We start from the raw sequence: 20,042 nt of genomic DNA, 5'->3' as shown, positions 1-20,042 counted from the left end.
ACATGCTAGTCGCCGATATGAAGCGCTTCCACCTGCGCGGTCGGCAGGTCGGCGCCCATGATTTTCGCGAGCGTGGGCGCAATGGCGCGCATGTCGATCCGGCCCAGATCCTTGCCGGCTGGAATACCTTGTCCCATCAGCAGCAATGTCGCGTCCAGGCTGGCGGGGCCGGGGAAATAGCCGTGCATGCCCTTGACCGGGCTTGGACCGATCATGGGAACTGCCGCGCCCCGGAAGATATCGGTCACAAATCCGGGTTTCAGATTCACGGCAAAGCTGGCCTGCGGATTGCCGCCCATCGACACAAGCCGGTCATGATCGACGATCTGATCGATGCCGTTGGCGGGATTGGTCGCCAGCCGGTCGAGTAGCGTCCGCACCCGCGCCTTGAGCGCTGCATCGTCCGGCCGCGAGAGCATGATCGCGGCCGATCCGCCCGCGATCCACGGCATCGCCAGCCAGGACGCGACCTTGCCGTCGGACCCCAGCGTGATGTGGCCCGCGTCAATGAAGGGTCGATAGAGGTTGATCGCGCTATGGGTCGCTTCGAACCCATGGTCGCTGACCAGCGCAATCACCGCGTCGGGATGCGCCTGCCGCTCCGCCGCGACCAGATCGCCGACCAGCGCGTCGATATTTTCCAGCACGGATTTTGCCGAGGGCGATCCCGGCGCGCTGGCATGTTCCTCATGGTCTAAAGCTGCAAAATAGACGGTCAGGAAATCCGGCCGGTACGCATCGATCAGGGCGCGAGCGAAGCGCGCGCGATTCTGGTCCGCCGCCAGGCTTTCGTCGATCCCCATGGCATAGGGCGCGCCGACCCGCGCTTCCAATTGCGCTTTGAGGCCCGGCGTCGCCAGCGCGTCGAGCAATTGCGCATCATCGGCATGGCCCGTGCGCCATATCTGCGGCAGGTTCCACGTCACCCCCTTGGCCGCGACGCTGACCGGCCAGTGGATATTGCCGGTGGACAGGCCGGCCTTCGTCGCCGCTTCCCACAGCATGGGCGTCTTTACATCCTGTGCATACCAATACCAGCCGCCCTGATTGATGCCCATGGGGTCGAAGCTGTTATTGGCGACGATGCCATGCCTGGCCGGCGACACGCCCGTCATCAGCGTGGTGTGGCTGGGATAGGTCAGGGTGGGCAGCACGCCGGTGACGCCGGTCGCATGCGCGCCCTCCGTCACGAAGCGGCGCAGATTGGGAATGGACAGCCCGCGCTTGTCGGCCTCCAGCACATCGCCGGGGCGCAACCCGTCGATCGAAATGAGGAGGACGGGTTCTGCTGAGGCTATGACCGGAATGGCCATCGCCAGGGCCGAAACGGCAAGCGCGAGTGTCTTCATGCGTCTGTCTCCGCGATCTGGCTCAGAAGCCGGTCTTGAGCGTGGCGAAGAATTGCTGGGGCGCGCCCACCAGCAATGTTTGCGCATCGCCGCTGTTGACGAACCCGCCCGACCCGATCGTTCCGACATATTTCTTGTCAAACAGGTTGGTGGCGTTGAGCTGCACCTCGATCCGGTCGGTCAGGCGATAGCCGACCGATGCGTCCACGATGACCCGGCCGGGGACCGAGGCATCGTTGGTGTAGCTGTAATAGCGGCGCGACATATAATTGACGCCGACCCGTCCGAACGCGCGGCCATCATCATAATTGAATTCGCCGCGCGCCATATGCTTGGGGCTGTCGACCACGGTCTTGCCCTTGATCGCGGCGACCAGCGTGCCGTCCGAACTGTTGAGCACATCGTCGCGGTAGGTGGCGTCGGTGTAGCTGTAGGAGGCATAGACGCCAAAGCCGGACCCCAGTTTCAGGTCGCCCGCTGCTTCAAAGCCGAGTGCGCGCACGCCGCCGACATTCTGGAGCGCGGACGCCAGGCCCTGGATCGGGCTGCCCACCGTCACCGCCAGCAGCCGGTTGCGGAAATTGACCAGATAGGCCCCCAGCACGCCGTTGAACATCGGCGTGTTGTAGCGCAGGCCCAGTTCATAGGTGTCGGACTGTTCGGGCTTCAAATCATCCCGGATAGCGTCGAAGCCGACCTGGTTCGTCGAAAAGGGGCCGGTCGTGGTGGCGGAGGAGAAGGCGCGCGTCACCTGGGTGAACCCCCCAAAGATTTCCGCCTCCGGGCTCAGTTCGACGGCAAAGCCGGCATGGGGCTGGAACCAGTCCTCGACCTTGATCCTTCCTTCGGGAAAGCTCGCCTGGACGATGGCGTCGGCTTTGTTGGTGACCTTGAACCCCTTCCACCCCAGGTTGATCGTCACCATGCCCAGGTCGATCTTGTCCTGAACATGATATTGGAAGGTGTTCGTCGTGAAATCGAACTCCCATTGGGTGAAGAAGGGGTTTTCGGGATAGTCGCGGAAGCTCAGGCCCGGCTGCGTCCGGCTGGCGAAAGCATAGAAGCGGCGCGCCTGATGGAATTTGTTATTCTCATACCAGGCCCCCGCGCTCAGCGTCTGGATGCCAAGGCTATAGTCGACGCTGCCGAACACGCCGATCCGGTCCATGTCATATTCCGTCGTGCGCACCGACATCGGCACGCCATTGGGGCTGGGCGTGTAGGGCGTCGCCCACAGGCCCATGCCGCTGTTATTGTGATAATAGCCCTTGATGCGGGCGGTCGCCGCCTCCCCGATCGGGGTCGTGAGGCCAAGCGCGCCCAGCCAGTCCTTGCGCAGTCCCGCCGCGTCATAATAGGCGTCGTCGGCGCTTGTGACGTTGCCGGGATAAACCTGCCCGCCCGCGACCGGCGCGCCGCTATAATCGAACAGGCCGTCGGGGAAGGGCGATCCGCCGCTGTTGCTGATCCGGTCGACGTCGTTCAGGCGGTCGGCATAGTCGATCGCGCGGGCATAGTCGGGAAATGTATTGTCCCAGTCCCAGCCCAGGCGCCGGATCATGTTCATCGACATGTCCTGATAGTCCTGCTCGCGCCGGTCGGAATAGCTCAGCCATCCGTCGATGGTCGCGTCGCCGGCCGGAATCACGACCTTGGCATTGCCCATATGCTGGTCCTGCGTGCCCTGGCCCTTCCACTTGTCGGTGGTGCCATAGCCATAGGAGACATAGCCGCGAATGCCATCGCGCGTGCCCAGCGCCAGCCGCGCAAAAGCGCGCCATGTTTCGTCGCTGCCATAGGTGAGGTTGCCTTGGCCCGCGAGCGATCCGCCGCTCAGATAGTCGGCCGGATCGGCGGAGAATGTCTCGACTGTGCCGCCCAGATTGCCGGTCGACTGGGTGCCCAGCGAACCCGCGCCCTGGCTCACCCGCACGCTGCCGATATTTTCGGAGCTGATGGCGCGGGTGATGTGCAGGCCGTTATGATTGCCATAGCTCATGTCGCCGAGCGGAATGCCGTCGAAGGTGAAGCCCAGCTGGTTCTGGTTGAAGCTGCGGATGGTGACGCGCTGCGACCATTCATAATTGCCGAACGGATCGGCGGACTGGAAATTGACGCTGGGCAGCTTTTCAATGGCTTTCAGCGCATTGGTGCCCGGCGTCAGTGTGACGAGTTCCTTGTTGGTGATTTCCTGCACCTGGCGCGTTTCGCCACGACCAAAGACAATGATTTCCCCGCCATCGGCCGGCGTGTCCGCCGCGGGCAGGGCCTCCTGCGCGAAAGCCGGCGTCGCCGCCAGGAAAGTCGATGCAAGCAAGAAAGCGTGAAGTGGCCGCATGATGATAGTCCCCCTGGACTCCGGTCTGATCGCCGGGTCGCGAGCGGCCAGTATCGTCGGCATGTTGCACCGTGGTGAGGGATCGTTGACGGATCGGCGTCATGGCCGTGACAGGCGCGTCATGAATGGTCTGTTTCGGCCTGTGTCAAAAAAGCCGCAGCTTCATCATTTTGCATGACGTTATTGCATCAATGGCTGCGATGGCTATGGCAACCACTATAGATTTCCGAGGGAAAGCAGAACATGGCCAAACCTGATAGCTGGCGGTTCAGTCCCGATGCCTATCGTTTCATCACGAGCATCGACACGCGATTTCAGGATCTCGATACGATGGGCCACATCAACAATGTGGCGATTTCGGGCATTTTCGAAACCGCGCGTATCCGGTTCCACCACCATCTGGGCCGGCATCCGCAGGAACAGGGGGTGCGCTGGCTGGTGGCCAATGTGAACCTCAATTTTCTGGAGGAATCGCACTTTCCCTATCCGTTCGAAGTCCATTGCGCGATCGGCCATATCGGCCGCACCAGCTGGACCATCAGTTCGGCGGGTTTCCAGAAGGGCGTATGCGTCGCGACCTGCGACACGACCGTCGTCACCCATGGCGCCGAGGGCCGTCGCCTCATTGATGACACGCTGCGCGAGGCGATGGAGCGGAATTTCCTGCGCAAACCCGACTGATCGCGCGTCAGCGAAACCCCGCTATATGGCGGCTCCACTGAAATGCGATGACCGCGCCCTTGACCGGCTGGATCAGGGCGATCGCCAGCATGGCGGCAAGGGCTGGCCAGATCAGCGATTGCCATGCCAGAGGGATGGCCAGCACGCTGTTCGTTTCGATCATCAGCGGCACCAGGATATGGCCGAGCAGCAGGATCACGATATAGGCCGGGAAATCATCCGCCTGATGCGCGTCGAGCCGCAGGCCGCATCCCGTGCAGCGGTGCGACGCCTTCAGAAAACGCGCGAACAGGCCCGGCGCGCCACAGGCAGGGCAGCGTCCCCGCAGCCCGCGCGCGATGGCGGGCCAGGCCGCGCGGTCCGGTGTTTGCGGGGCTGTTGGCTCGGTCATGCTCTCATCGCTAGGGCGATGGCTCGACGGGCGCAACAGCATCGCCACGCCAATGGCGCTTCCGTCCGCGGCAAAGCCTGCTAGGAAACGCCATGCGCCTGCCGGGTCCGACCGAGATATTCTGCCTGTTCGACGACGCGCGTCTGCGCGGCCCCGCGCCCGCCCGTCTCTATCGCGATCCTGTCGCCACCATCGCGGCTAGGCGCATGGATGAAGTGCAGCCAGCGCTCGACCGCGTGGCGCAGGCCAGTGACGCAGGCCTGCATGCGGCCGGCTTCCTCAGCTATGAGGCGGGGCTGGCTTTGGAAGACAGGCTGGCGCCGATCGCGGCGCAAAGGGCAGGGGGCGGCGCGCCCCTGCTGTGGTTCGGCCTGTTCGAAGGGTCGCGGCGCATCCCCTCCACCGCCGTGCCCGACCTGCTGCCGGACCGGATGCGCGCAAGGATCGGCCCTATGCGCCCCCTGATCGACGAGATGGGCTATCGCCGGGCCTTCGATAGGGTGCAGGACTATATCCGCGCCGGCGACGTTTATCAGGTCAATCTGACGTTCCCCTGCGATGTGCCAATGGAGGGCGACCCGTTGGCGCTCTATGCCGCTGTCCGTTCGCGCGCGGCCGCCGGCTATGGCGGCATCATCCAGACCGGCGATCACAATATCCTGTCCTTTTCGCCCGAACTCTTTTTCAGCCAGGTGCGCGGCCAGTTGACCGCACGGCCGATGAAGGGCACCGCGACGCGCGGGGGCGATCCGGCCAGCGATGCCGCCCAAGCCCGCTGGTTGGAGGAGGATGAGAAGCAGCGCGCCGAAAATCTGATGATCGTCGACCTGCTGCGCAATGACCTGTCGCGCGTGTCGCGGGCGGGCAGCGTCATCGTGCCCGACCTGTTCCGGGTGGAAAGCTATCCCACCGTGCACCAACTGGTATCCACCGTCCGCGCGCGCGTGCTGCCGGGCCTGTCGCCGGTCGATGTGCTGCGCGTGCTGTTTCCCTGCGGGTCGATCACCGGCGCGCCCAAGCTGCGGGCGATGGAGATCATAGAAGCGGTCGAACCGCATCCGCGCGGCGTCTATACCGGCGCGCTGGGCTGGATCGACCCGGATGGCGATGCGGCCTTCAACGTTGCCATTCGCACGATTTGCATCGACAACGGCGCTGACGCGGGCCGGCTTGGCCTGGGATCGGGTATTGTCGCGGATTCCGATGGCGCGTCCGAATGGGCGGAATGTCTGGCGAAGGCGCGTTTTCTTGGCACGGCTTGACTTGGATAAGAGCAGGGGCTTGAAATAACCGCAATGTCATTGACCGACGGACATTATGACCTGCTGGAAACCATGGCCTTCGACCCGCACGAAGGGGTCAGGCTGCTGGACCTGCATCTGGCGCGGATGAAGGACAGCGCCGATGCGCTGGGCTTTACCTTTGACCGGCACAATGTCCGGAACGAGCTTCAGGCCGCGACCTTCCGCCTGCGCGAACGCAGCCGCGTGCGGCTGCTGGTGTCGCGCGGCGGCGCGCTGGCGATCGAGGTGCGCGATCATCGCACCTGGCCGCAGGCGATCGTCCCGGTGGCCGTCGTGCCTCGCCAGGCACCGGCTGACGACCTGCGGCTGCGCCACAAGACTACCGATCGCAGCCTCTATCGCGCCGCGCTGCGCCGGGGCGGCACCTATGAAGTGCTGCTGACCGATGCGGACGGCTATCTGACCGAGGGCTGTTTTTCCACCCTCTTCGTCGAACGCGGCGACAAGCTGCTCACCCCGCCGCTGGCGCGCGGGCTACTACCCGGCGTTTTGCGCCAAAGCCTGATCGACATGGGCGAGGCTGTGGAGGCGGACCTCAAGGTCCATGATCTGGAAGGCGGCTTCTTCATCGGCAACGCCGCGCGCGGGATGGTGGCGGCGACGCTCGCTCATTAGGCAGCCGTCGATAGCCGGGCTTTTGAAGGGCAAAGCCTTTGCCGCCCATCTGGCGGTTGCCCCTGCCTGCGTTGCGCACTAAGGACCGCGGCGTCCGCTAAATGTGCGGACAAGAGGATATTTGAGAAAGAAGATTGCCATGAGCCAGACTTCCGCTGCCCTCGGTCGCATCCAGCCGTCCGCCACGCTCGCCATGAGCGCGCGCGTCAACGCGCTCAAAGCCGACGGCGTGGACGTTATTGGCCTGTCGGCCGGCGAGCCGGATTTCGACACGCCCGACTTCGTCAAGGAAGCCGGCATCGCGGCGATCCGCAACAACCAGACCCGCTACACGGACGTGGACGGCACCGCCGATGTCAAGGAAGCCGTCGCCTTCAAATTCAAGCGCGACAATGGCCTTGTCTACAAGCGCAGCCAGATCAGCGTCAATTCGGGCGGCAAGCACACGCTGTTCAACGCCTTGATTGCCACGGTCGATGCGGGCGATGAAGTCGTCATTCCCGCGCCCTATTGGGTGAGCTATCCCGACATCGTGAACTTTGCGGGCGGCACGCCGGTCTTCATCGAAGCGCCCGCCGCCCAGGGGTACAAGATCACGCCGGCACAACTGGACGCCGCGATTACGCCGCGCACCAAATGGGTGATGCTCAATTCCCCGTCCAACCCGTCGGGCGCGGCCTATTCGGCGGAGGAACTCAAGGCCTTGGCCGAGGTTCTGCTGCGCCATCCCCATGTGCTGGTGATGACCGACGATATGTATGAGCATGTCTGGTATGCGTCCACGCCCTTCGCCACCATCGCGCAGGTCTGCCCGGAATTGTATGACCGCACGCTGACGGTCAATGGATGTTCCAAGGCCTTTTCCATGACCGGATGGCGCATCGGTTTTGCCGGCGGGCCTGAATGGATCATCAAGGCGATGGGCAAGCTCCAGTCGCAGTCGACCAGCAATCCCTGCTCGATCAGCCAGGCCGCCGCCGTCGCCGCGCTGACCGGCCCGCAGGATTTTCTGGAGGATCGCAACGCGGTGTTCAAGAAGCGTCGCGACATGGTCGTCGCCATGCTGAACGATGCGCCGGGCCTGGATTGCCCGACGCCCGAAGGCGCTTTCTATGTCTATCCCGACGCCAGCGGCGTCATCGGCAAGACGACGCCCAAGGGCGCGGTGATCGACAGCGACGAAGCCCTGATCGGCTATTTTCTGGATGAGGCCAAGGTGGCGGCCGTCCATGGTGCAGCCTTCGGCTTGTCGCCGGCCTTCCGCATCAGCTACGCGACATCGGACGATGTGCTGCGCAAGGCCTGCACCCGCATTCAGGAAGCCTGCGCGGCGCTGAAATAGGCGCGGCCGTTGCCCGCCGCTCGGTAAAAGTCCAGGCGGCGGGAACTTTTTTGCGCAATCTGGAAACGGTCCTTTTCCCCCTGCGCCGTCTTGTGTTCGGCGCCGGCCGGCTTATATGCCGGTTGCGAACAGAAACTTAAATATCCGGCGGCGTTCGTCGTCCTTATCCTGGCATTGGTCGAAAGCTGCTGCTGCAGAACCGGCCGTTCAGTCAGGGGCAAGGCGCATGAAGGTAGCGGGAAAGCCGATGAGATCGGCAGACTTTGGTAGAAAGGCGTTTGCCATGAAGGCGTTCCTCAAATCCGACTTGTTCCTGCGCTTCCTGGGCGGGTTCGCGATCGGCGCTGTGGGCATGGTCATGCTGCAACCCGAAGAGCCGCCGATGTTCAGCAGCACCGCCGTCGCCGCGACCTCGACCGATGGCTCGGCTCTTTAAACGCATCGTCCCCTTGATGGCGGTGGCCTTGGCCGCCGCTGTGCCCGCACATGCTGAGCGCGTTGTCACCGCGCCTTTCCCCGCCGTCGATGCCGCGCCGACGCGCAAGCTGGAAACCGCAGTTTTCGCCGGCGGCTGCTATTGGGGCGTCGAAGGCGTTTTTTCCCACGTCAAAGGGGTGAAGCTGGTCGTATCCGGCTTTGCCGGTGGGCCGCGCGATGTTCGTGTCGATTATGACAAGGTCAGCGCGGGCGACACCGGCTATGCCGAAGCCGTGCGCGTGACCTATGATCCCAAGGTCGTCAGCTACGGCACGCTGCTGCGCATCTTTTTCTCGGTTGTCGCCGACCCGACGCTGCTGAACCGGCAGGGACCTGACCGGGGAACGCAATATCGCAGTGCCCTTTTCCCGTTGAACAGCGAACAGGATCGGGCGGCGCGCGCCTACTTGGCGCAGCTAGGGAAAAGCGGCCTGTGGAATGATCCGATTGTGACGAAGGTCGAGCCTTTCACGGGATTCCAGGACGCCGGTAGCTATCATCAGGATTTCATGCGCAAGAATCCGCGCCACCCCTATATCCTGCGCTGGGACGCGCCCAAGCTGGCGGCGTTCCAATCCCTGTATCCGGGGCTTTATCGCGATCAGCCTTCGGCCTGAACGGCTGGTTCGCCGCCGGCCCTTGTTCCGTCCGCACCCATGACTACCTCTTGGCCGAACGATGCAGGAGGACAGGATGAGTGAATTGCGCGGTCGCAAGATTTTGACGACGTTGCAGGAGGATGGCCGGCTGGTCGTTGAGCTGGCAGAGGAAAAGCTGCCCCAGCCGACCGGGCACGAAGTCGTCGTCCGGGTCGATGCCGCGCCGATCAATCCATCCGACCTTGGCCTGCTTTTCGGTCCGGCCGACATGGATACGGCCGACTATGGCGAGGGGCGCATTATCGCGACGATGCCGGACGGCGCGCGCCGGGCGATGGCTGCGCGGGTCGGGCAGGCGATGCCGGTCGGAAACGAAGGGGCAGGCACCGTCGTCGCGGCGGGCGAGGCCACGGAGGCACAGGCCCTGCTGGGCAAGACGGTCGCCTGCGTCGCAGGCGGCATGTTCGCCCAATATCGGACGGTCGATGCCCGCTCCGTCATCGTCCTGCCTGACGATGCCACGGCGGAGCAGGGGGCATCCGCCTTCGTCAATCCGTTGACCGCGCTGGGCTTCGTCGAAACCATGAAACGCGATGGCCATAGCGCCATCGTTCACACGGCCGCCGCGTCGAATTTGGGTCAGATGCTGCTGCGCATTACCCAGGCAGATGGCATTCCGCTGGTCAATATCGTGCGCAGCCCGGCTCAGGTCGCGCTGCTGAAGGACATGGGCGCCGAGCATGTGCTCGACAGCAGCAGCGATGACTTCCGGACTGATCTCATCGCCGCGCTCAAGGCAACGGGCGCGACCTTGGCCTTCGACGCGATCGGCGGCGGCAAGATGGTCGGGCATATTTTGCACGCCATGGAGCAAGTCGCGTCGGAAGGGCAAGACTATAGCCGCTACGGCTCAAGCAGCCGCAAGCAGGCCTATATTTACGGCGCGCTCGATACCGGGCCTACCATTCTCAATCGCAGCTTCGGTTTCAGCTGGTCGGTCGGCGGCTGGCTGCTCTTCCCCTTCCTGCAAAGTCTTGATGCCAAGACATTGGAAGGCTTGCGGGCGCGGGTGCGCGCTAATCTGACGACGACCTTCGCCAGCCATTACCAAGCGCGCACTTCGCTGGACGACGCGCTCAAGCGCGACGCGGTGATGGCCTATAATGCAAGGCGGACCGGCGAAAAATATCTGCTGCTGCCCAACGGATGAGGGGAAGCCGGACGGGCCGTTGCAGTCATTAGACACAGAGGCGCGTTATTGTTCTGCTGAGCGCCAGCCACTTCCGCAAGAACCTGTCATCACGCTGCCTGATGGCTTCTCCGGGCGTGCTAGAGGAAATGAAACCTCACGAACAAAAAAGGCGGGGTCCCGTAAGACCCCGCCCTTTTTGCCAATCGCTATCGTTCGCGCTTATTTCGGCGCCAGCACCATCAGCATCTGGCGGCCTTCCATGCGCGGATAGGCCTCCACCTTGGCGATTTCCTGCACATTCTCGGCCACGCGCTGGAGCAGGTTCATGCCCAGCTGCTGGTGGCTGAGTTCGCGTCCGCGGAAGCGCAGCGTGATCTTCACCTTGTCGCCATCGCCGATAAAGTCATGCACCTTCTTCATCTTCGTCTCATAATCATGATCGTCGATGTTGGGGCGCATCTTGATTTCTTTAAGTTCCTGGGTCTTCTGCGTCTTGCGGGCGATATTCGCCTTCTTCTGCGCTTCATATTTGAACTTGCCGATATCCAGGAACTTGCAGACCGGCGGATCGGCGTTCGGCGAGACTTCGACGAGGTCAAGGCCGACCTCATAGGCCTGCTCGATCGCCTCCTGCGTAAACATCACACCCAGATTTTCGCCTTCATCATCAATCACGCGCACCTTGGGCACGTTGATGAACTCGTTATAACGGGGGCCGGATTTCGGCGGCGGCGCCATCGGGCGGCGCATCATCGGGGGACGTATAGCAATATCTCCTATGGTCGTTACGAAAACGGACGGCTTTTAGCGGCATTTTACCAATGCGGGAAGGGGTGCGCGGTTCCGCCGTAACGAAATCGCGCACCTTTGCGGCATTTCTGCCTCACTGCATATCGGGGGCCAGCGCCTCTTTTTCAAGGCGGGCGATCACCTCGTCGAGCGACAGGACGCTCTGGCCTTCCTTGCCCAGTTCACGCAGCGCCACCGTGCCTTCATCCGCCTCGCGTCGGCCGACGACCAGCAAATTGGGCACTTTGGCCAGGCTATGCTCGCGCACCTTGTAGTTGATCTTCTCGTTGCGGGTATCGAGTTCGGCCCGGATCCCTGCGGCGCGCAGCCTGTCGACCGCCACTCGGGCATAGTCGTCCGCATCCGAAACGATGGTCGCGACCACCGCCTGCACCGGCGCCAGCCACAGCGGGAATTTGCCCGCATAATGTTCGATCAATATGCCGATGAAACGCTCATAGCTGCCAAAGATCGCACGGTGGAGCATGACCGGCCGATGCCGTTCGCCATCCTCGCCAATATAGGCGGCGTCGAGTCGTTCGGGCAGCACGCGGTCCGACTGGAGCGTGCCGACTTGCCAGGTACGGCCGATCGCGTCGGTCAGATGCCATTCCAGCTTGGGCGCGTAGAAAGCGCCTTCGCCGGGCAATTCCTCCCAGCCATAGTCTTCGGTCGCCAGGCCGGCCGCGACGACGGCGTCGCGCAGCTCATTTTCCGCCTTGTCCCACATGTCCTCGCTGCCAAACCGCTTTTCAGGGCGCAGCGCGAGCTTGATCGAATATCGGAAACCGAAATCCTTGTAGATGCGATCGGCCAGCGAGCAGAAGGCGCGCACTTCCTCGACGATCTGGTCTTCGCGGCAGAAAATATGGGCGTCGTCCTGCGTGAACTGGCGCACGCGCATCAGACCGTGCAGCGCGCCGTGCGGCTCGTTGCGGTGGCAGCAGCCATTTTCGTAGAAGCGTAAGGGCAGGTCGCGATAGCTCTTGATCCCCTGACGGAAGATCAAGACATGCGCGGGGCAGTTCATGGGCTTCAAGGCCATCCAGTCGGCATCGTCCGACACCAGCGGGCCTTCATCCGCCACGTTGGGCACTTCGTCGGGGATCACGAACATATTTTCGCGATATTTGCCCCAGTGGCCCGACTGTTCCCACTGGCGCGCGTCCATCACCTGCGGCGTCTTGACCTCGCGATAGCCCGCCGCATCAATCGCGCGGCGCATATAGGCTTCCAGCTCGCGCCAGATGAGATAGCCCTTGGGGTGCCAGAAGACCGACCCATGCGCTTCCTGCTGGAGGTGGAACAGGTCCATCTCCGCGCCCAGCTTGCGATGGTCGCGCTTGGCCGCTTCCTCCAGCCGGGTCAGATGCGCGTTCAGCTGTTTCTTGTTCAGCCAGCCGGTGCCGTAGATGCGGCTGAGCATCGCATTCTTCTGGTCGCCGCGCCAATAAGCGCCGGAAACGCGCGTCAATTTGAAGGCCTGGGGATCGAGCTTGCCCGTCGAGGCAAGGTGGGGGCCGCGGCACATGTCGTACCAGGATCCTTTGGAACCGGGTGCGCCCGAATGATAAACGGTCAGTTCCTCACCCTGCGGCAACTCGGCTGCCCATTGCGCCTTGAACGTCTCGCCGGCCGCTTCCCATTGCGCGATCAGCGTATCGCGGTCGATCACTTCGCGCATGAGCGGCTTGTCTTCGGCGATAATCCGGCGCATTTCCGCCTCGATCGCCGGCAGATCCTCCTCGGTAAATGGCCGATCCTTGGGCGCGAAATCGTAATAGAAACCATCCTCGGTCGCGGGGCCGAAGGTGATCTGCGTGCCGGGAAACAGGGCCTGCACCGCTTCGGCCAGAACATGCGCGAAATCATGACGGGCAAGTTCCAGCGCGTCTGCTTCGTCCTTCGCAGTGACGAGCGCAAGCTGGGCATCCTGTTCCAGCGGCCGCCCAATATCGCGCAATTCGCCATCCACCCGCGCCGCGATCGCCGCCTTGGCAAGACCCGGACCGATCGCCGCCGCAATATCCGCCGGGGTAGTGCCGGGCGCGACTTCACGCACGGAACCATCGGGCAGAGTGATTTTGAGCATGGCGGACACGAGTATGTCTTTCTGTTGAAGGAACCGTTCGCGCGGCACATGTGGCCGCGCTTTCCCCTTAGATGGGCCGACCTGCCTGTCAATACAGGGGGAAATCTCATTGCGAGCCGAGCTGGAATCCAATCCACGATGTTTCTGTTTTTATTTTCAAATATGTAATGAAAATGAGACGGTTAATAAGGCCCCCAAAAAGGCCCCAGTTCGTTCTTGCTGGAATCAGGAATCACATTTGGTTCCCAATTACTTACCGCAAGGCTAGGCACAAGGGAACGGACCATGAATGGAGCGAGGTAGCAGTGAATGCCCGCCACTCATCGTCGCACGACAGATCATCTTCTTTACGACAATGCAGCCGACGACAGACGTAAAAAGGACGCGGCATCTTTATCCCGCGCCCTTTCCTATGCGATGGCGTCGCGCTTACAGCTTATCGGTCAATTCCGGCACGATCTTGAACAGATCACCCACCACGCCGATGTCGGCTACCTGGAAAATCGGCGCATCCTCATCCTTGTTGATGGCGATGATGGTCTTGCTGTCCTTCATCCCCGCCAAATGCTGGATCGCCCCGGAAATGCCAACCGCAACATAGACTTCCGGCGCCACGATCTTGCCGGTCTGTCCGACCTGATAGTCGTTGGGCACATAACCCGCATCGACCGCCGCCCGGCTGGCTCCGACCGCAGCGCCGAGCTTGTCGGCCAGCGGATAGATGACTTCCTCGAACGTCGGCCCATCCTTGAGCGCCCGACCACCCGACACGATGATCTTGGCGCTGGTCAGTTCCGGCCGCTCAAGCTTGGCGATCTCCGCCCCGACAAAGGACGACAGCCCCTTGTCCCCAGTCGAGGCCACCGCTTCCACCGTGCCCGAACCACCCTCACGAGCCGCCTTCTCGAACGCCGTACCGCGAACGGTGATGACCTTCTTGGCATCCTTGCTCTTGACCGTGGCGATCGCATTGCCCGCATAGATCGGCCGCGTGAACGTGTCCTCGCCTTCGACCGACAGGATATCGCTGATCTGCATCACGTCGAGCAGAGCCGCAACGCGCGGCGCGATATTCTTGCCGTTGCTGGTGGCGGGCGCGATGAAAGCATCATGATGCCCCATCAGTTCCACGACCAGCGGCGCGATATTCTCGGCAAGCGCATGACCATAGACGGCGTCGTCAGCGACATGCACCTTGCCCACGCCCGCAATCTGCGCGGCGGCAGCGGCAACGCCATCGACGCCTTCGCCAGCAACCAGCAGATGCACTTCGCCCAGCTTCGCAGCAGCGGTGATGGCGGAAAGCGTCGCGTCCTTGACCACGCCGCCCTCATGTTCAACCCATACAAGCGTCTTCATGCGGCAACTCCCATGGCCTTGAGCTTGGCAACCAATTCATCGACATCGGCGACCTTGACGCCGGCGGTGCGCTTGGGCGGTTCGACCACCTTGAGCGTCTCCAGCCGTGCGCCGATATCTACGCCATAATCGGCAGGCGTCTTCTGCGCGAGCGGCTTGGATTTCGCCTTCATGATGTTGGGCAGCGACGCATAGCGCGGCTCGTTGAGACGCAGGTCAGTGGTGATGATCGCCGGCGTCGACAGCTTCACCGTCTCCAGCCCGCCATCGACTTCGCGCGTCACCGACACGCTGTCGCCTTCGACCTCGACCTTCGACGCGAACGTGCCCTGCGGCAGGTTCAGCAGCGCCGCCAGCATCTGGCCGGTCTGGTTGCTGTCATCGTCGATCGCCTGCTTGCCCAGGATGATCAGGCCAGCGCCTTCCTCTTCCTGGACCTTGGCGAGCAGCTTGGCCAAGGCCAGCGGCTCGACCTCTTCATCGGTCTGGATCAGGATCGCGCGATCCGCGCCCATCGCAAGGCTCGTCCGCAGCGTTTCCTGCGCCTTGGCGACGCCGATCGACACGGCGATCACCTCGGTCGCCACGCCCTTTTCCTTCAGGCGGATGGCTTCCTCCACCGCGATCTCGTCAAACGGGTTCATGCTCATCTTGACGTTCGCCAGATCGACGCCCGTACCGTCCGCCTTCACGCGCGGCTTTGCATTATAATCAATCACCCGCTTCACGGGCACAAGGATCTTCATGGCTCGCTCCATTTTCATAATGGTCTGACCATTAAAGAGTGATAGGCGTCTGTCAATCCCGTTCGGTCCGGCCATTGCGCCTTTCTCGGCGTCGGCTATAGATTTGCGCATCTCTATCGGAGCGCACTCTATGGCATCGTCCCCGTCCCCCAAGCCCAGTTTCGCTCCCATCAAGACGCGCCGCGCGTTCGAGGTGATCTGTGAACAGATACGGGAGCAATTGGCGGCGGGGACGCTCAAGGCGGGGGACAAGCTGCCTGCCGAACGGGAATTGGCGGTCGAGTTTCAGGTCAGTCGCAGCGCGTTGCGGGAAGCGCTACGCAGTCTGGAGGTCGCAGGAATCATCCGCAATGTGAAGGGCGCGAAGGGCGGGGCGTTCGTGCAAACGGCTGAGCCGGACCGGATCGTGCAGGCGATGCAGGATTATGTCCATCTGGGCGATATTTCGCTTGGCGAACTGACCGAGGCGCGGCTGGCATTGCAGGATATCATCGTCCGCCTGGCGTGCGCGCGCGCCACGGAAACCGACCTCGCGGAACTGGAGGCGATTGCCGAGCGGACCAAGCGGGAAAGCAGCGTGGAGGCGCGCTATGCCTGTGCGGTGGAATATTATGCGGTGCTGGCGCGGGCGACCAAGAATCGCATTTTCGGCATCTTCGTCGATTCGCTATCGACGATCCTGCACGAATTTGTGCGGGGGCCGGACTATGAGACGTTGCAGCAATCGCTGATCGAATCCCGGTTCAAGCTGGTACGGCATTTGCGGGCGAAGGATGAGGAAGCGGCCGTTGCGGAAATGCGCAAGCATCTGGAACGGGTGCATCGCCATGTCCGCAAGAACAGCAAGGCTGCCGCCAAGGGCTGATTGACCGCGCCATCTTTGCCATGCAATAGGTAGGACCATTGAATATATGGATCCATAGGTAGGTGCGGCATGGCGGATGATGGCAAGATTGTGATGGCGGGCGCGCTGGACGGCGTGCGGGTACTGGATTTCACCAGCGTCATGGCCGGGCCTTTCGCCACCCGGATGCTCGCAGACCTTGGCGCGGACGTCATCAAGGTGGAATCGCTTGAGGGCGATCAGGTCCGTGCGCGGCCGCCCAAGCGAGACGGGCATAGCGCCTATTTCGGCAATCTGAACGCGGGCAAGCAGTCGATCGCCTGCAACCTCAAATCGCCCGAGATCATCGCGCTCATGAAGCAGCTCGTCGCCACCTGCGACGTGCTGGTGGAGAACTTCCGGCCCGGCGTCATGGCGCGCTTCGGCCTCGACTTTGCGACGCTGGCGGCGATCAATCCGCGGCTCATCTATTGCTCCATCTCCGGCTATGGCCAGACCGGGCCAAAGGCGCTGTTCCCGGCCTATGCGCCGGTCATCCATGCGGCCAGCGGTTTCGACATGGTGAACCTGCGCTATCAGGACGGGGCGGATCGGCCCGCGACCAGCGGCATTTTCATCGCTGACGTGCTGGGCGGCACCCATGCGTTCGGCGCGATACAGGCCGCGCTCTATCAGCGGGAGCGAACGGGGCAGGGGCAGCATATCGACCTGTCGATGCTGGAAGCGATGGTCGGCATGCTCGTGTTCGAGACGCAGGAGGCGCAATTTCCGGGCGACGCGCGGCGGCCGCTCTATACGCCGCTCAAGACCAATGACGGTTTCATCATGGTCGCGCCGACCAGTCCGCGCAATTTCGAGCAATTGTCGGACGCCGTAGGTCATCCCGAATGGCGCGACGATCCGCGCTTCCTGACCAATGCGGATCGCAATGCCAATTGGGCGACGTTGCTGGCGCTGACCGAGGCGTGGACGATAGAGCGCAGCGCGGCGGAGGCCGAGGCGATCCTGTCGCGCCATGGCGTGCCATGCGCCCGCTATCGCGAGATTGGCGAGTTGCTGGACGACCCGCAACTCGCGGCGCGCGGCGCGTTCGCGCAGGTGCGTGACGGCGCGGGTACGTTCAAAGTGCCCAATCCGCCTTTCCGCATGAGCGGATCGCGGGTCGAGGCACGGCATCATGTCGCGCGACTGGGCGAGGATGGCGCGACGGTGCTGGCCGGGCTGGGCTTGAGCGCGGAGGTTGTCGCGGCGTTGCGGGCCAGCGGCGATCTGGGCTGACACGCGCGTTTGTAAAAGGTGCGAAGTTCACACCGTCGTGGGCTACGCATTTGCGTGGATGCGGAATGGTGGCGCGAATTTCGCAATAGGAGATTTTTTGCGAAGTTAATGCGTGTCCCTGTGCGGACGGCGCGCGGGGTGGAGACGGACGGTTGGAAAGAGCCGGGGTGGATTATGGCATGAGGTCGGGATGTAGGACAGGGGGAGGATGGCCGATTTCGGAATGTCGCCTTACCGGCGGGTAGGAAGGGATAGCCGCCGGTCCCCCTTGGGGCAGGCGACAAGATCATGAACGGAAGTGGCTGCCTGTCGCCCATCGACCAAGGTGAGACTTCTGTCCCTATCGATTCAAGCATGCCAACGTCAGCCCAACGATCCAAGCGTGACCGCGCGTTTGATCCTGCTATGGCCGAGCGCGGGCAGTGTTCAATCATGGCGTAGCCCTAGTAGGAGAAGATGCATGCTTTTTCACACGATGGTGGGGTCGAACGACATCGACCGGGCGAAGCGCTTTTACGACACGGTGCTTGGTACCCTCGGAGTTGCGGAGGCGACGATCAACGTGGCCGACAGTGGCCACACGCGCCTGATCTACAACAGCGGGAATGGGGCCAATTTCATTGTCACCCAGCCGATCAATGACGAACCGGCAACTGTCGCGAACGGCAGCACCATTGCTTTTTCATGCAATTCGTCAGAGCAGGTGAAGCAGTTTCATGATGCTGCAGTTGCCAATGGTGGCATGTCGATCGAGGTTGCGCCCGGTCCTCGCGAAACAGCGTCTATGGGTACGATCGTACTCGCGTACTTCCGCGATCCAGATGGAAACAAGCTATGCGGCATCCACTTCCCCAAATGACGCTGCTTGGCATCGTTTAGCCTGATTCAGCTGCCCGCCAATGATTTGGTGGGGCAGCTGGTCGCTCTCTTCCCGTTCCATTTTGGCCGATTGCGGAATTGCAGGTTCGGGAGGAAACAGCGAGAAAGCGGCCATTCCGCCCTGCTTCAGGCGGATAATCGCCAGTGCCCATTCGTCGGCTCAACGATGGTCGACAGCCGTTTCCGAAAGCGCACCAACGGGTCGGCGAAGTGGCTGGACTGGGCGGTGATCCGAGTGCATGATTTAAGTTCGATCGTTTTGGGGCTATCTGCTACCCGTTGCCATCTTCAGGAGACTTCATGCAGTTCGAAGTGGTCGGTATCGATTACGACAACCGGATCCAAAACTTCATGGTGAGCGCACGCGCGGACTATGAGTGGTACCTTGCGAAAACCCAAGGTTCCGAAGAGAATCTCGCGATCCAGCGGGATATCATCCGGGGATCCAAGCCCTACAAGAACCTTCGCGCGGACCTGAAGCTCGGGTGTATACTGCCGACCATCGTGCTGGCGGTTCGGGACATCGACCAGACCGCCTTGGCAAACTACGACACTGCCGATGGGTTCATCAAAGCATCGCGCGAGGATCTCGACGCGCTCCAGGGCGCCATCGCGAAGAGTACCCCCGCACACTTCGATATTATCGACGGCCTCCAGCGCACGAACGCACTCCGCCAGACTTTCGATGACCTTCAGGAGGAGGAGCGAGAGGAGTTCCTCCGTCGCTCCCTCAGGCTCGAGATCTGGGTCAACATCGCTTTCTTCCCGCTCGCGTATCGAATGCTCCTACTCAACGCAGGCCAGCGTCCGATGTCGATGAAGCATCAAATTGATATCCTTTCTGGTGGACTCGCGGAGGATCTTCAGGATCTCGAGGGCATCGAGATTTTTCGACTTAAGGACCATAAGCGGCGAGTTCGGGCGGGCCAGTACCATCTCTCGACGCTAGCTCAGGCCTTCCAAGCATGGATGCAGAGGAGCCCGAACGTCGACCGAACCAACCTCGTCGTGGAAACCATGGTGGTTGACGAGGCTCTAGAATCGCTCGGCATCGACCTGACCTCGGAAGACGGTAACCAGCGAGATGGCTTTCGCCAGTTTATAGAGTGGGTAGTCGCGCTGGATCAGACGCTCGGCGAGCAGCACAACCGATTTTTCGGCAACGACACCGTTGTTCTCGGCTTCGCCGCAGCCATCGGCTTCGCTCACAAGAACGATACGCTAAAGGATCGTTTACCGGGCGCGATGGCAAAGCTGATCGAAGAAGCCAGGAAGAACCCGGTTGAAGCACTTGGCGTCGAAATATTCGAACAGGTCCGCAAGACGATCGACACTAAACGTAGCAACGTCGGCGAAGCGACCCGTGGACTCGTGTTCCGAGCGGTTCGCGAGTATATCATGCAGGACGGCACCAGCAGCATGCGGGATTGCTGGGCGCAGTCGGCGAGTATGCTTTGAGGCATGCACCTTCGTGACGCTCTAGGCCACGGCGAAGACGTCGATCCGACACGCCCGCTTGTCATCGGTGCTCTGACGCTGGGTGCGGAGGCCGCGGCGGAGGCGGTCGCCATCCTCTCTGGAGCTGCGCTCCCGCCTATTGCGTCATTTGTGATCAGGAAATTTCGGAAGCCGGTCTACTGGTCCGTTGATCACGCCGCCAGAGGACATGCCGAGATATTCGGCTTTCCCGCAGGCTGGAATGAGGAACTGCCCACGGCGATCGAAGTGGCCCTAGTTAGGGCCCTCGCTGCTCTGCCCGCTGATCAG

19 protein-coding genes are annotated in these 20,042 nt (G+C 62.2%); 12 read left to right on the top strand and 7 right to left on the bottom strand.

All coding sequences use genetic code 11. The annotated features are described in order from the left end of the window. Positions 1-5: 5 nt before the first annotated feature. Complete coding sequence (locus tag SAB01S_RS11545; RefSeq protein ID WP_062733160.1) at positions 6-1,349, bottom strand: alkaline phosphatase family protein; 1,344 nt, start codon at positions 1,347-1,349, stop codon at positions 6-8. Between the two features lie 22 nt (positions 1,350-1,371). Continuing rightward, positions 1,372-3,687: a TonB-dependent receptor gene (locus SAB01S_RS11540; protein ID WP_062733159.1), complete on the bottom strand. Its 2,316-nt coding sequence runs from the start codon at positions 3,685-3,687 to the stop codon at positions 1,372-1,374. A gap of 243 nt (positions 3,688-3,930) precedes the next feature. Between SAB01S_RS11540 and SAB01S_RS11535 the strand changes: the two genes are divergently transcribed. After that, a complete protein-coding gene (locus SAB01S_RS11535) occupies positions 3,931-4,368 on the top strand; it encodes an acyl-CoA thioesterase (protein ID WP_021225312.1) in 438 nt (145 codons plus the stop codon). Between the two features lie 7 nt (positions 4,369-4,375). Here the strand turns inward: SAB01S_RS11535 and SAB01S_RS11530 are convergent, their stop codons facing one another. Then, on the bottom strand, positions 4,376-4,759 hold the full coding sequence (locus SAB01S_RS11530; RefSeq protein ID WP_062733280.1) for a DUF983 domain-containing protein: 384 nt from the start codon (positions 4,757-4,759) through the stop codon (positions 4,376-4,378). A gap of 92 nt (positions 4,760-4,851) precedes the next feature. Here SAB01S_RS11530 and pabB point away from each other — a divergent pair, with 92 nt between their 5' ends. The 6 genes from pabB (at position 4,852) to SAB01S_RS11500 (ending at position 10,306) form a co-directional block, all read left to right on the top strand. Further along, positions 4,852-6,021 carry an aminodeoxychorismate synthase component I gene (gene pabB / locus SAB01S_RS18855; protein WP_062733158.1) on the top strand — a complete coding sequence of 390 codons (1,170 nt, stop codon included), beginning with the start codon at positions 4,852-4,854 and terminating at the stop codon, positions 6,019-6,021. Between the two features lie 33 nt (positions 6,022-6,054). Further along, positions 6,055-6,678 (top strand): aminotransferase class IV, encoded by a 624-nt coding sequence (locus SAB01S_RS18850; protein WP_062733157.1) that lies wholly within the window; start codon positions 6,055-6,057, stop codon positions 6,676-6,678. A gap of 139 nt (positions 6,679-6,817) precedes the next feature. Beyond that, positions 6,818-8,020, top strand: coding sequence for a pyridoxal phosphate-dependent aminotransferase (locus SAB01S_RS11515; protein WP_062733156.1), 1,203 nt, complete (start codon positions 6,818-6,820; stop codon positions 8,018-8,020). A gap of 283 nt (positions 8,021-8,303) precedes the next feature. Beyond that, on the top strand, positions 8,304-8,456 hold the full coding sequence (locus SAB01S_RS18660; RefSeq protein ID WP_021225317.1) for a hypothetical protein: 153 nt from the start codon (positions 8,304-8,306) through the stop codon (positions 8,454-8,456). A gap of 16 nt (positions 8,457-8,472) precedes the next feature. Next, a complete protein-coding gene (msrA, locus tag SAB01S_RS11505; protein ID WP_245646468.1) occupies positions 8,473-9,114 on the top strand; it encodes a peptide-methionine (S)-S-oxide reductase MsrA in 642 nt (213 codons plus the stop codon). A 76-nt stretch (positions 9,115-9,190) separates the two neighbouring features. Then, positions 9,191-10,306 (top strand): zinc-binding dehydrogenase, encoded by a 1,116-nt coding sequence (locus SAB01S_RS11500; protein ID WP_062733153.1) that lies wholly within the window; start codon positions 9,191-9,193, stop codon positions 10,304-10,306. A 201-nt stretch (positions 10,307-10,507) separates the two neighbouring features. Here SAB01S_RS11500 and infC read toward each other — a convergent pair whose 3' ends face one another. The 4 genes from infC to SAB01S_RS11480 form a co-directional block, all read right to left on the bottom strand. After that, a complete protein-coding gene (infC, locus tag SAB01S_RS11495; protein WP_021225320.1) occupies positions 10,508-11,041 on the bottom strand; it encodes a translation initiation factor IF-3 in 534 nt (177 codons plus the stop codon). A gap of 130 nt (positions 11,042-11,171) precedes the next feature. Next, the gene (thrS, locus tag SAB01S_RS11490; RefSeq protein WP_062733278.1) at positions 11,172-13,169 is read right to left on the bottom strand and encodes a threonine--tRNA ligase; all 1,998 of its coding nucleotides are present in this window, start codon (positions 13,167-13,169) and stop codon (positions 11,172-11,174) included. A gap of 429 nt (positions 13,170-13,598) precedes the next feature. Next, complete coding sequence (locus tag SAB01S_RS11485; RefSeq protein ID WP_062733152.1) at positions 13,599-14,528, bottom strand: electron transfer flavoprotein subunit alpha/FixB family protein; 930 nt, start codon at positions 14,526-14,528, stop codon at positions 13,599-13,601. Continuing rightward, the gene (locus SAB01S_RS11480; RefSeq protein WP_062733151.1) at positions 14,525-15,274 is read right to left on the bottom strand and encodes an electron transfer flavoprotein subunit beta/FixA family protein; all 750 of its coding nucleotides are present in this window, start codon (positions 15,272-15,274) and stop codon (positions 14,525-14,527) included. The genes SAB01S_RS11485 and SAB01S_RS11480 overlap by 4 nt, the downstream gene beginning before the upstream one ends. A 130-nt stretch (positions 15,275-15,404) precedes the next feature. Here SAB01S_RS11480 and SAB01S_RS11475 point away from each other — a divergent pair, with 130 nt between their 5' ends. From SAB01S_RS11475 to SAB01S_RS18750, 5 genes are all read left to right on the top strand, one after another. After that, positions 15,405-16,139 (top strand): FadR/GntR family transcriptional regulator, encoded by a 735-nt coding sequence (locus SAB01S_RS11475; protein WP_062733150.1) that lies wholly within the window; start codon positions 15,405-15,407, stop codon positions 16,137-16,139. Between the two features lie 69 nt (positions 16,140-16,208). Beyond that, positions 16,209-17,396 (top strand): CaiB/BaiF CoA transferase family protein, encoded by a 1,188-nt coding sequence (locus SAB01S_RS11470; RefSeq protein ID WP_062733149.1) that lies wholly within the window; start codon positions 16,209-16,211, stop codon positions 17,394-17,396. Between the two features lie 460 nt (positions 17,397-17,856). Next, positions 17,857-18,255, top strand: coding sequence for a VOC family protein (locus tag SAB01S_RS11465; protein ID WP_062733148.1), 399 nt, complete (start codon positions 17,857-17,859; stop codon positions 18,253-18,255). A 320-nt stretch (positions 18,256-18,575) separates the two neighbouring features. Then, complete coding sequence (locus tag SAB01S_RS11460; protein WP_062733147.1) at positions 18,576-19,733, top strand: hypothetical protein; 1,158 nt, start codon at positions 18,576-18,578, stop codon at positions 19,731-19,733. A 3-nt stretch (positions 19,734-19,736) separates the two neighbouring features. After that, positions 19,737-20,042, top strand: a 306-nt coding sequence (locus SAB01S_RS18750) for a hypothetical protein (protein WP_218016153.1), incomplete at its 3' end; no start/stop codon positions are given.

Source organism: Sphingobium abikonense NBRC 16140 (genome assembly GCF_001598335.1).
Classification (GTDB): domain Bacteria; phylum Pseudomonadota; class Alphaproteobacteria; order Sphingomonadales; family Sphingomonadaceae; genus Sphingobium; species Sphingobium abikonense.
This window is presented reverse-complemented; position numbering and strand designations above follow the sequence as displayed.

Excerpts from the sequence above, each read along its gene's own strand:
- SAB01S_RS11470 (WP_062733149.1), top strand. The coding sequence starts at position 16,209 with ATGGCGGATGATGGCAAGATTGTGATGGCGGGCGCGCTGGACGGCGTG.
- SAB01S_RS11515 (WP_062733156.1), top strand. The coding sequence starts at position 6,818 with ATGAGCCAGACTTCCGCTGCCCTCGGTCGCATCCAGCCGTCCGCCACG.
- msrA (WP_245646468.1), top strand. The coding sequence starts at position 8,473 with ATGGCGGTGGCCTTGGCCGCCGCTGTGCCCGCACATGCTGAGCGCGTT.
- thrS (WP_062733278.1), bottom strand. The coding sequence starts at position 13,169 with ATGCTCAAAATCACTCTGCCCGATGGTTCCGTGCGTGAAGTCGCGCCC.
- SAB01S_RS11485 (WP_062733152.1), bottom strand. The coding sequence starts at position 14,528 with ATGAAGACGCTTGTATGGGTTGAACATGAGGGCGGCGTGGTCAAGGAC.
- pabB (WP_062733158.1), top strand. The coding sequence starts at position 4,852 with ATGCGCCTGCCGGGTCCGACCGAGATATTCTGCCTGTTCGACGACGCG.
- SAB01S_RS11460 (WP_062733147.1), top strand. The coding sequence starts at position 18,576 with ATGCAGTTCGAAGTGGTCGGTATCGATTACGACAACCGGATCCAAAAC.
- SAB01S_RS18660 (WP_021225317.1), top strand. The coding sequence starts at position 8,304 with ATGAAGGCGTTCCTCAAATCCGACTTGTTCCTGCGCTTCCTGGGCGGG.
- SAB01S_RS11480 (WP_062733151.1), bottom strand. The coding sequence starts at position 15,274 with ATGAAGATCCTTGTGCCCGTGAAGCGGGTGATTGATTATAATGCAAAG.
- SAB01S_RS11545 (WP_062733160.1), bottom strand. The coding sequence starts at position 1,349 with ATGAAGACACTCGCGCTTGCCGTTTCGGCCCTGGCGATGGCCATTCCG.
- SAB01S_RS11475 (WP_062733150.1), top strand. The coding sequence starts at position 15,405 with ATGGCATCGTCCCCGTCCCCCAAGCCCAGTTTCGCTCCCATCAAGACG.
- SAB01S_RS11540 (WP_062733159.1), bottom strand. The coding sequence starts at position 3,687 with ATGCGGCCACTTCACGCTTTCTTGCTTGCATCGACTTTCCTGGCGGCG.
- SAB01S_RS18850 (WP_062733157.1), top strand. The coding sequence starts at position 6,055 with ATGTCATTGACCGACGGACATTATGACCTGCTGGAAACCATGGCCTTC.
- SAB01S_RS11535 (WP_021225312.1), top strand. The coding sequence starts at position 3,931 with ATGGCCAAACCTGATAGCTGGCGGTTCAGTCCCGATGCCTATCGTTTC.
- infC (WP_021225320.1), bottom strand. The coding sequence starts at position 11,041 with ATGATGCGCCGCCCGATGGCGCCGCCGCCGAAATCCGGCCCCCGTTAT.
- SAB01S_RS11465 (WP_062733148.1), top strand. The coding sequence starts at position 17,857 with ATGCTTTTTCACACGATGGTGGGGTCGAACGACATCGACCGGGCGAAG.
- SAB01S_RS11530 (WP_062733280.1), bottom strand. The coding sequence starts at position 4,759 with ATGACCGAGCCAACAGCCCCGCAAACACCGGACCGCGCGGCCTGGCCC.
- SAB01S_RS11500 (WP_062733153.1), top strand. The coding sequence starts at position 9,191 with ATGAGTGAATTGCGCGGTCGCAAGATTTTGACGACGTTGCAGGAGGAT.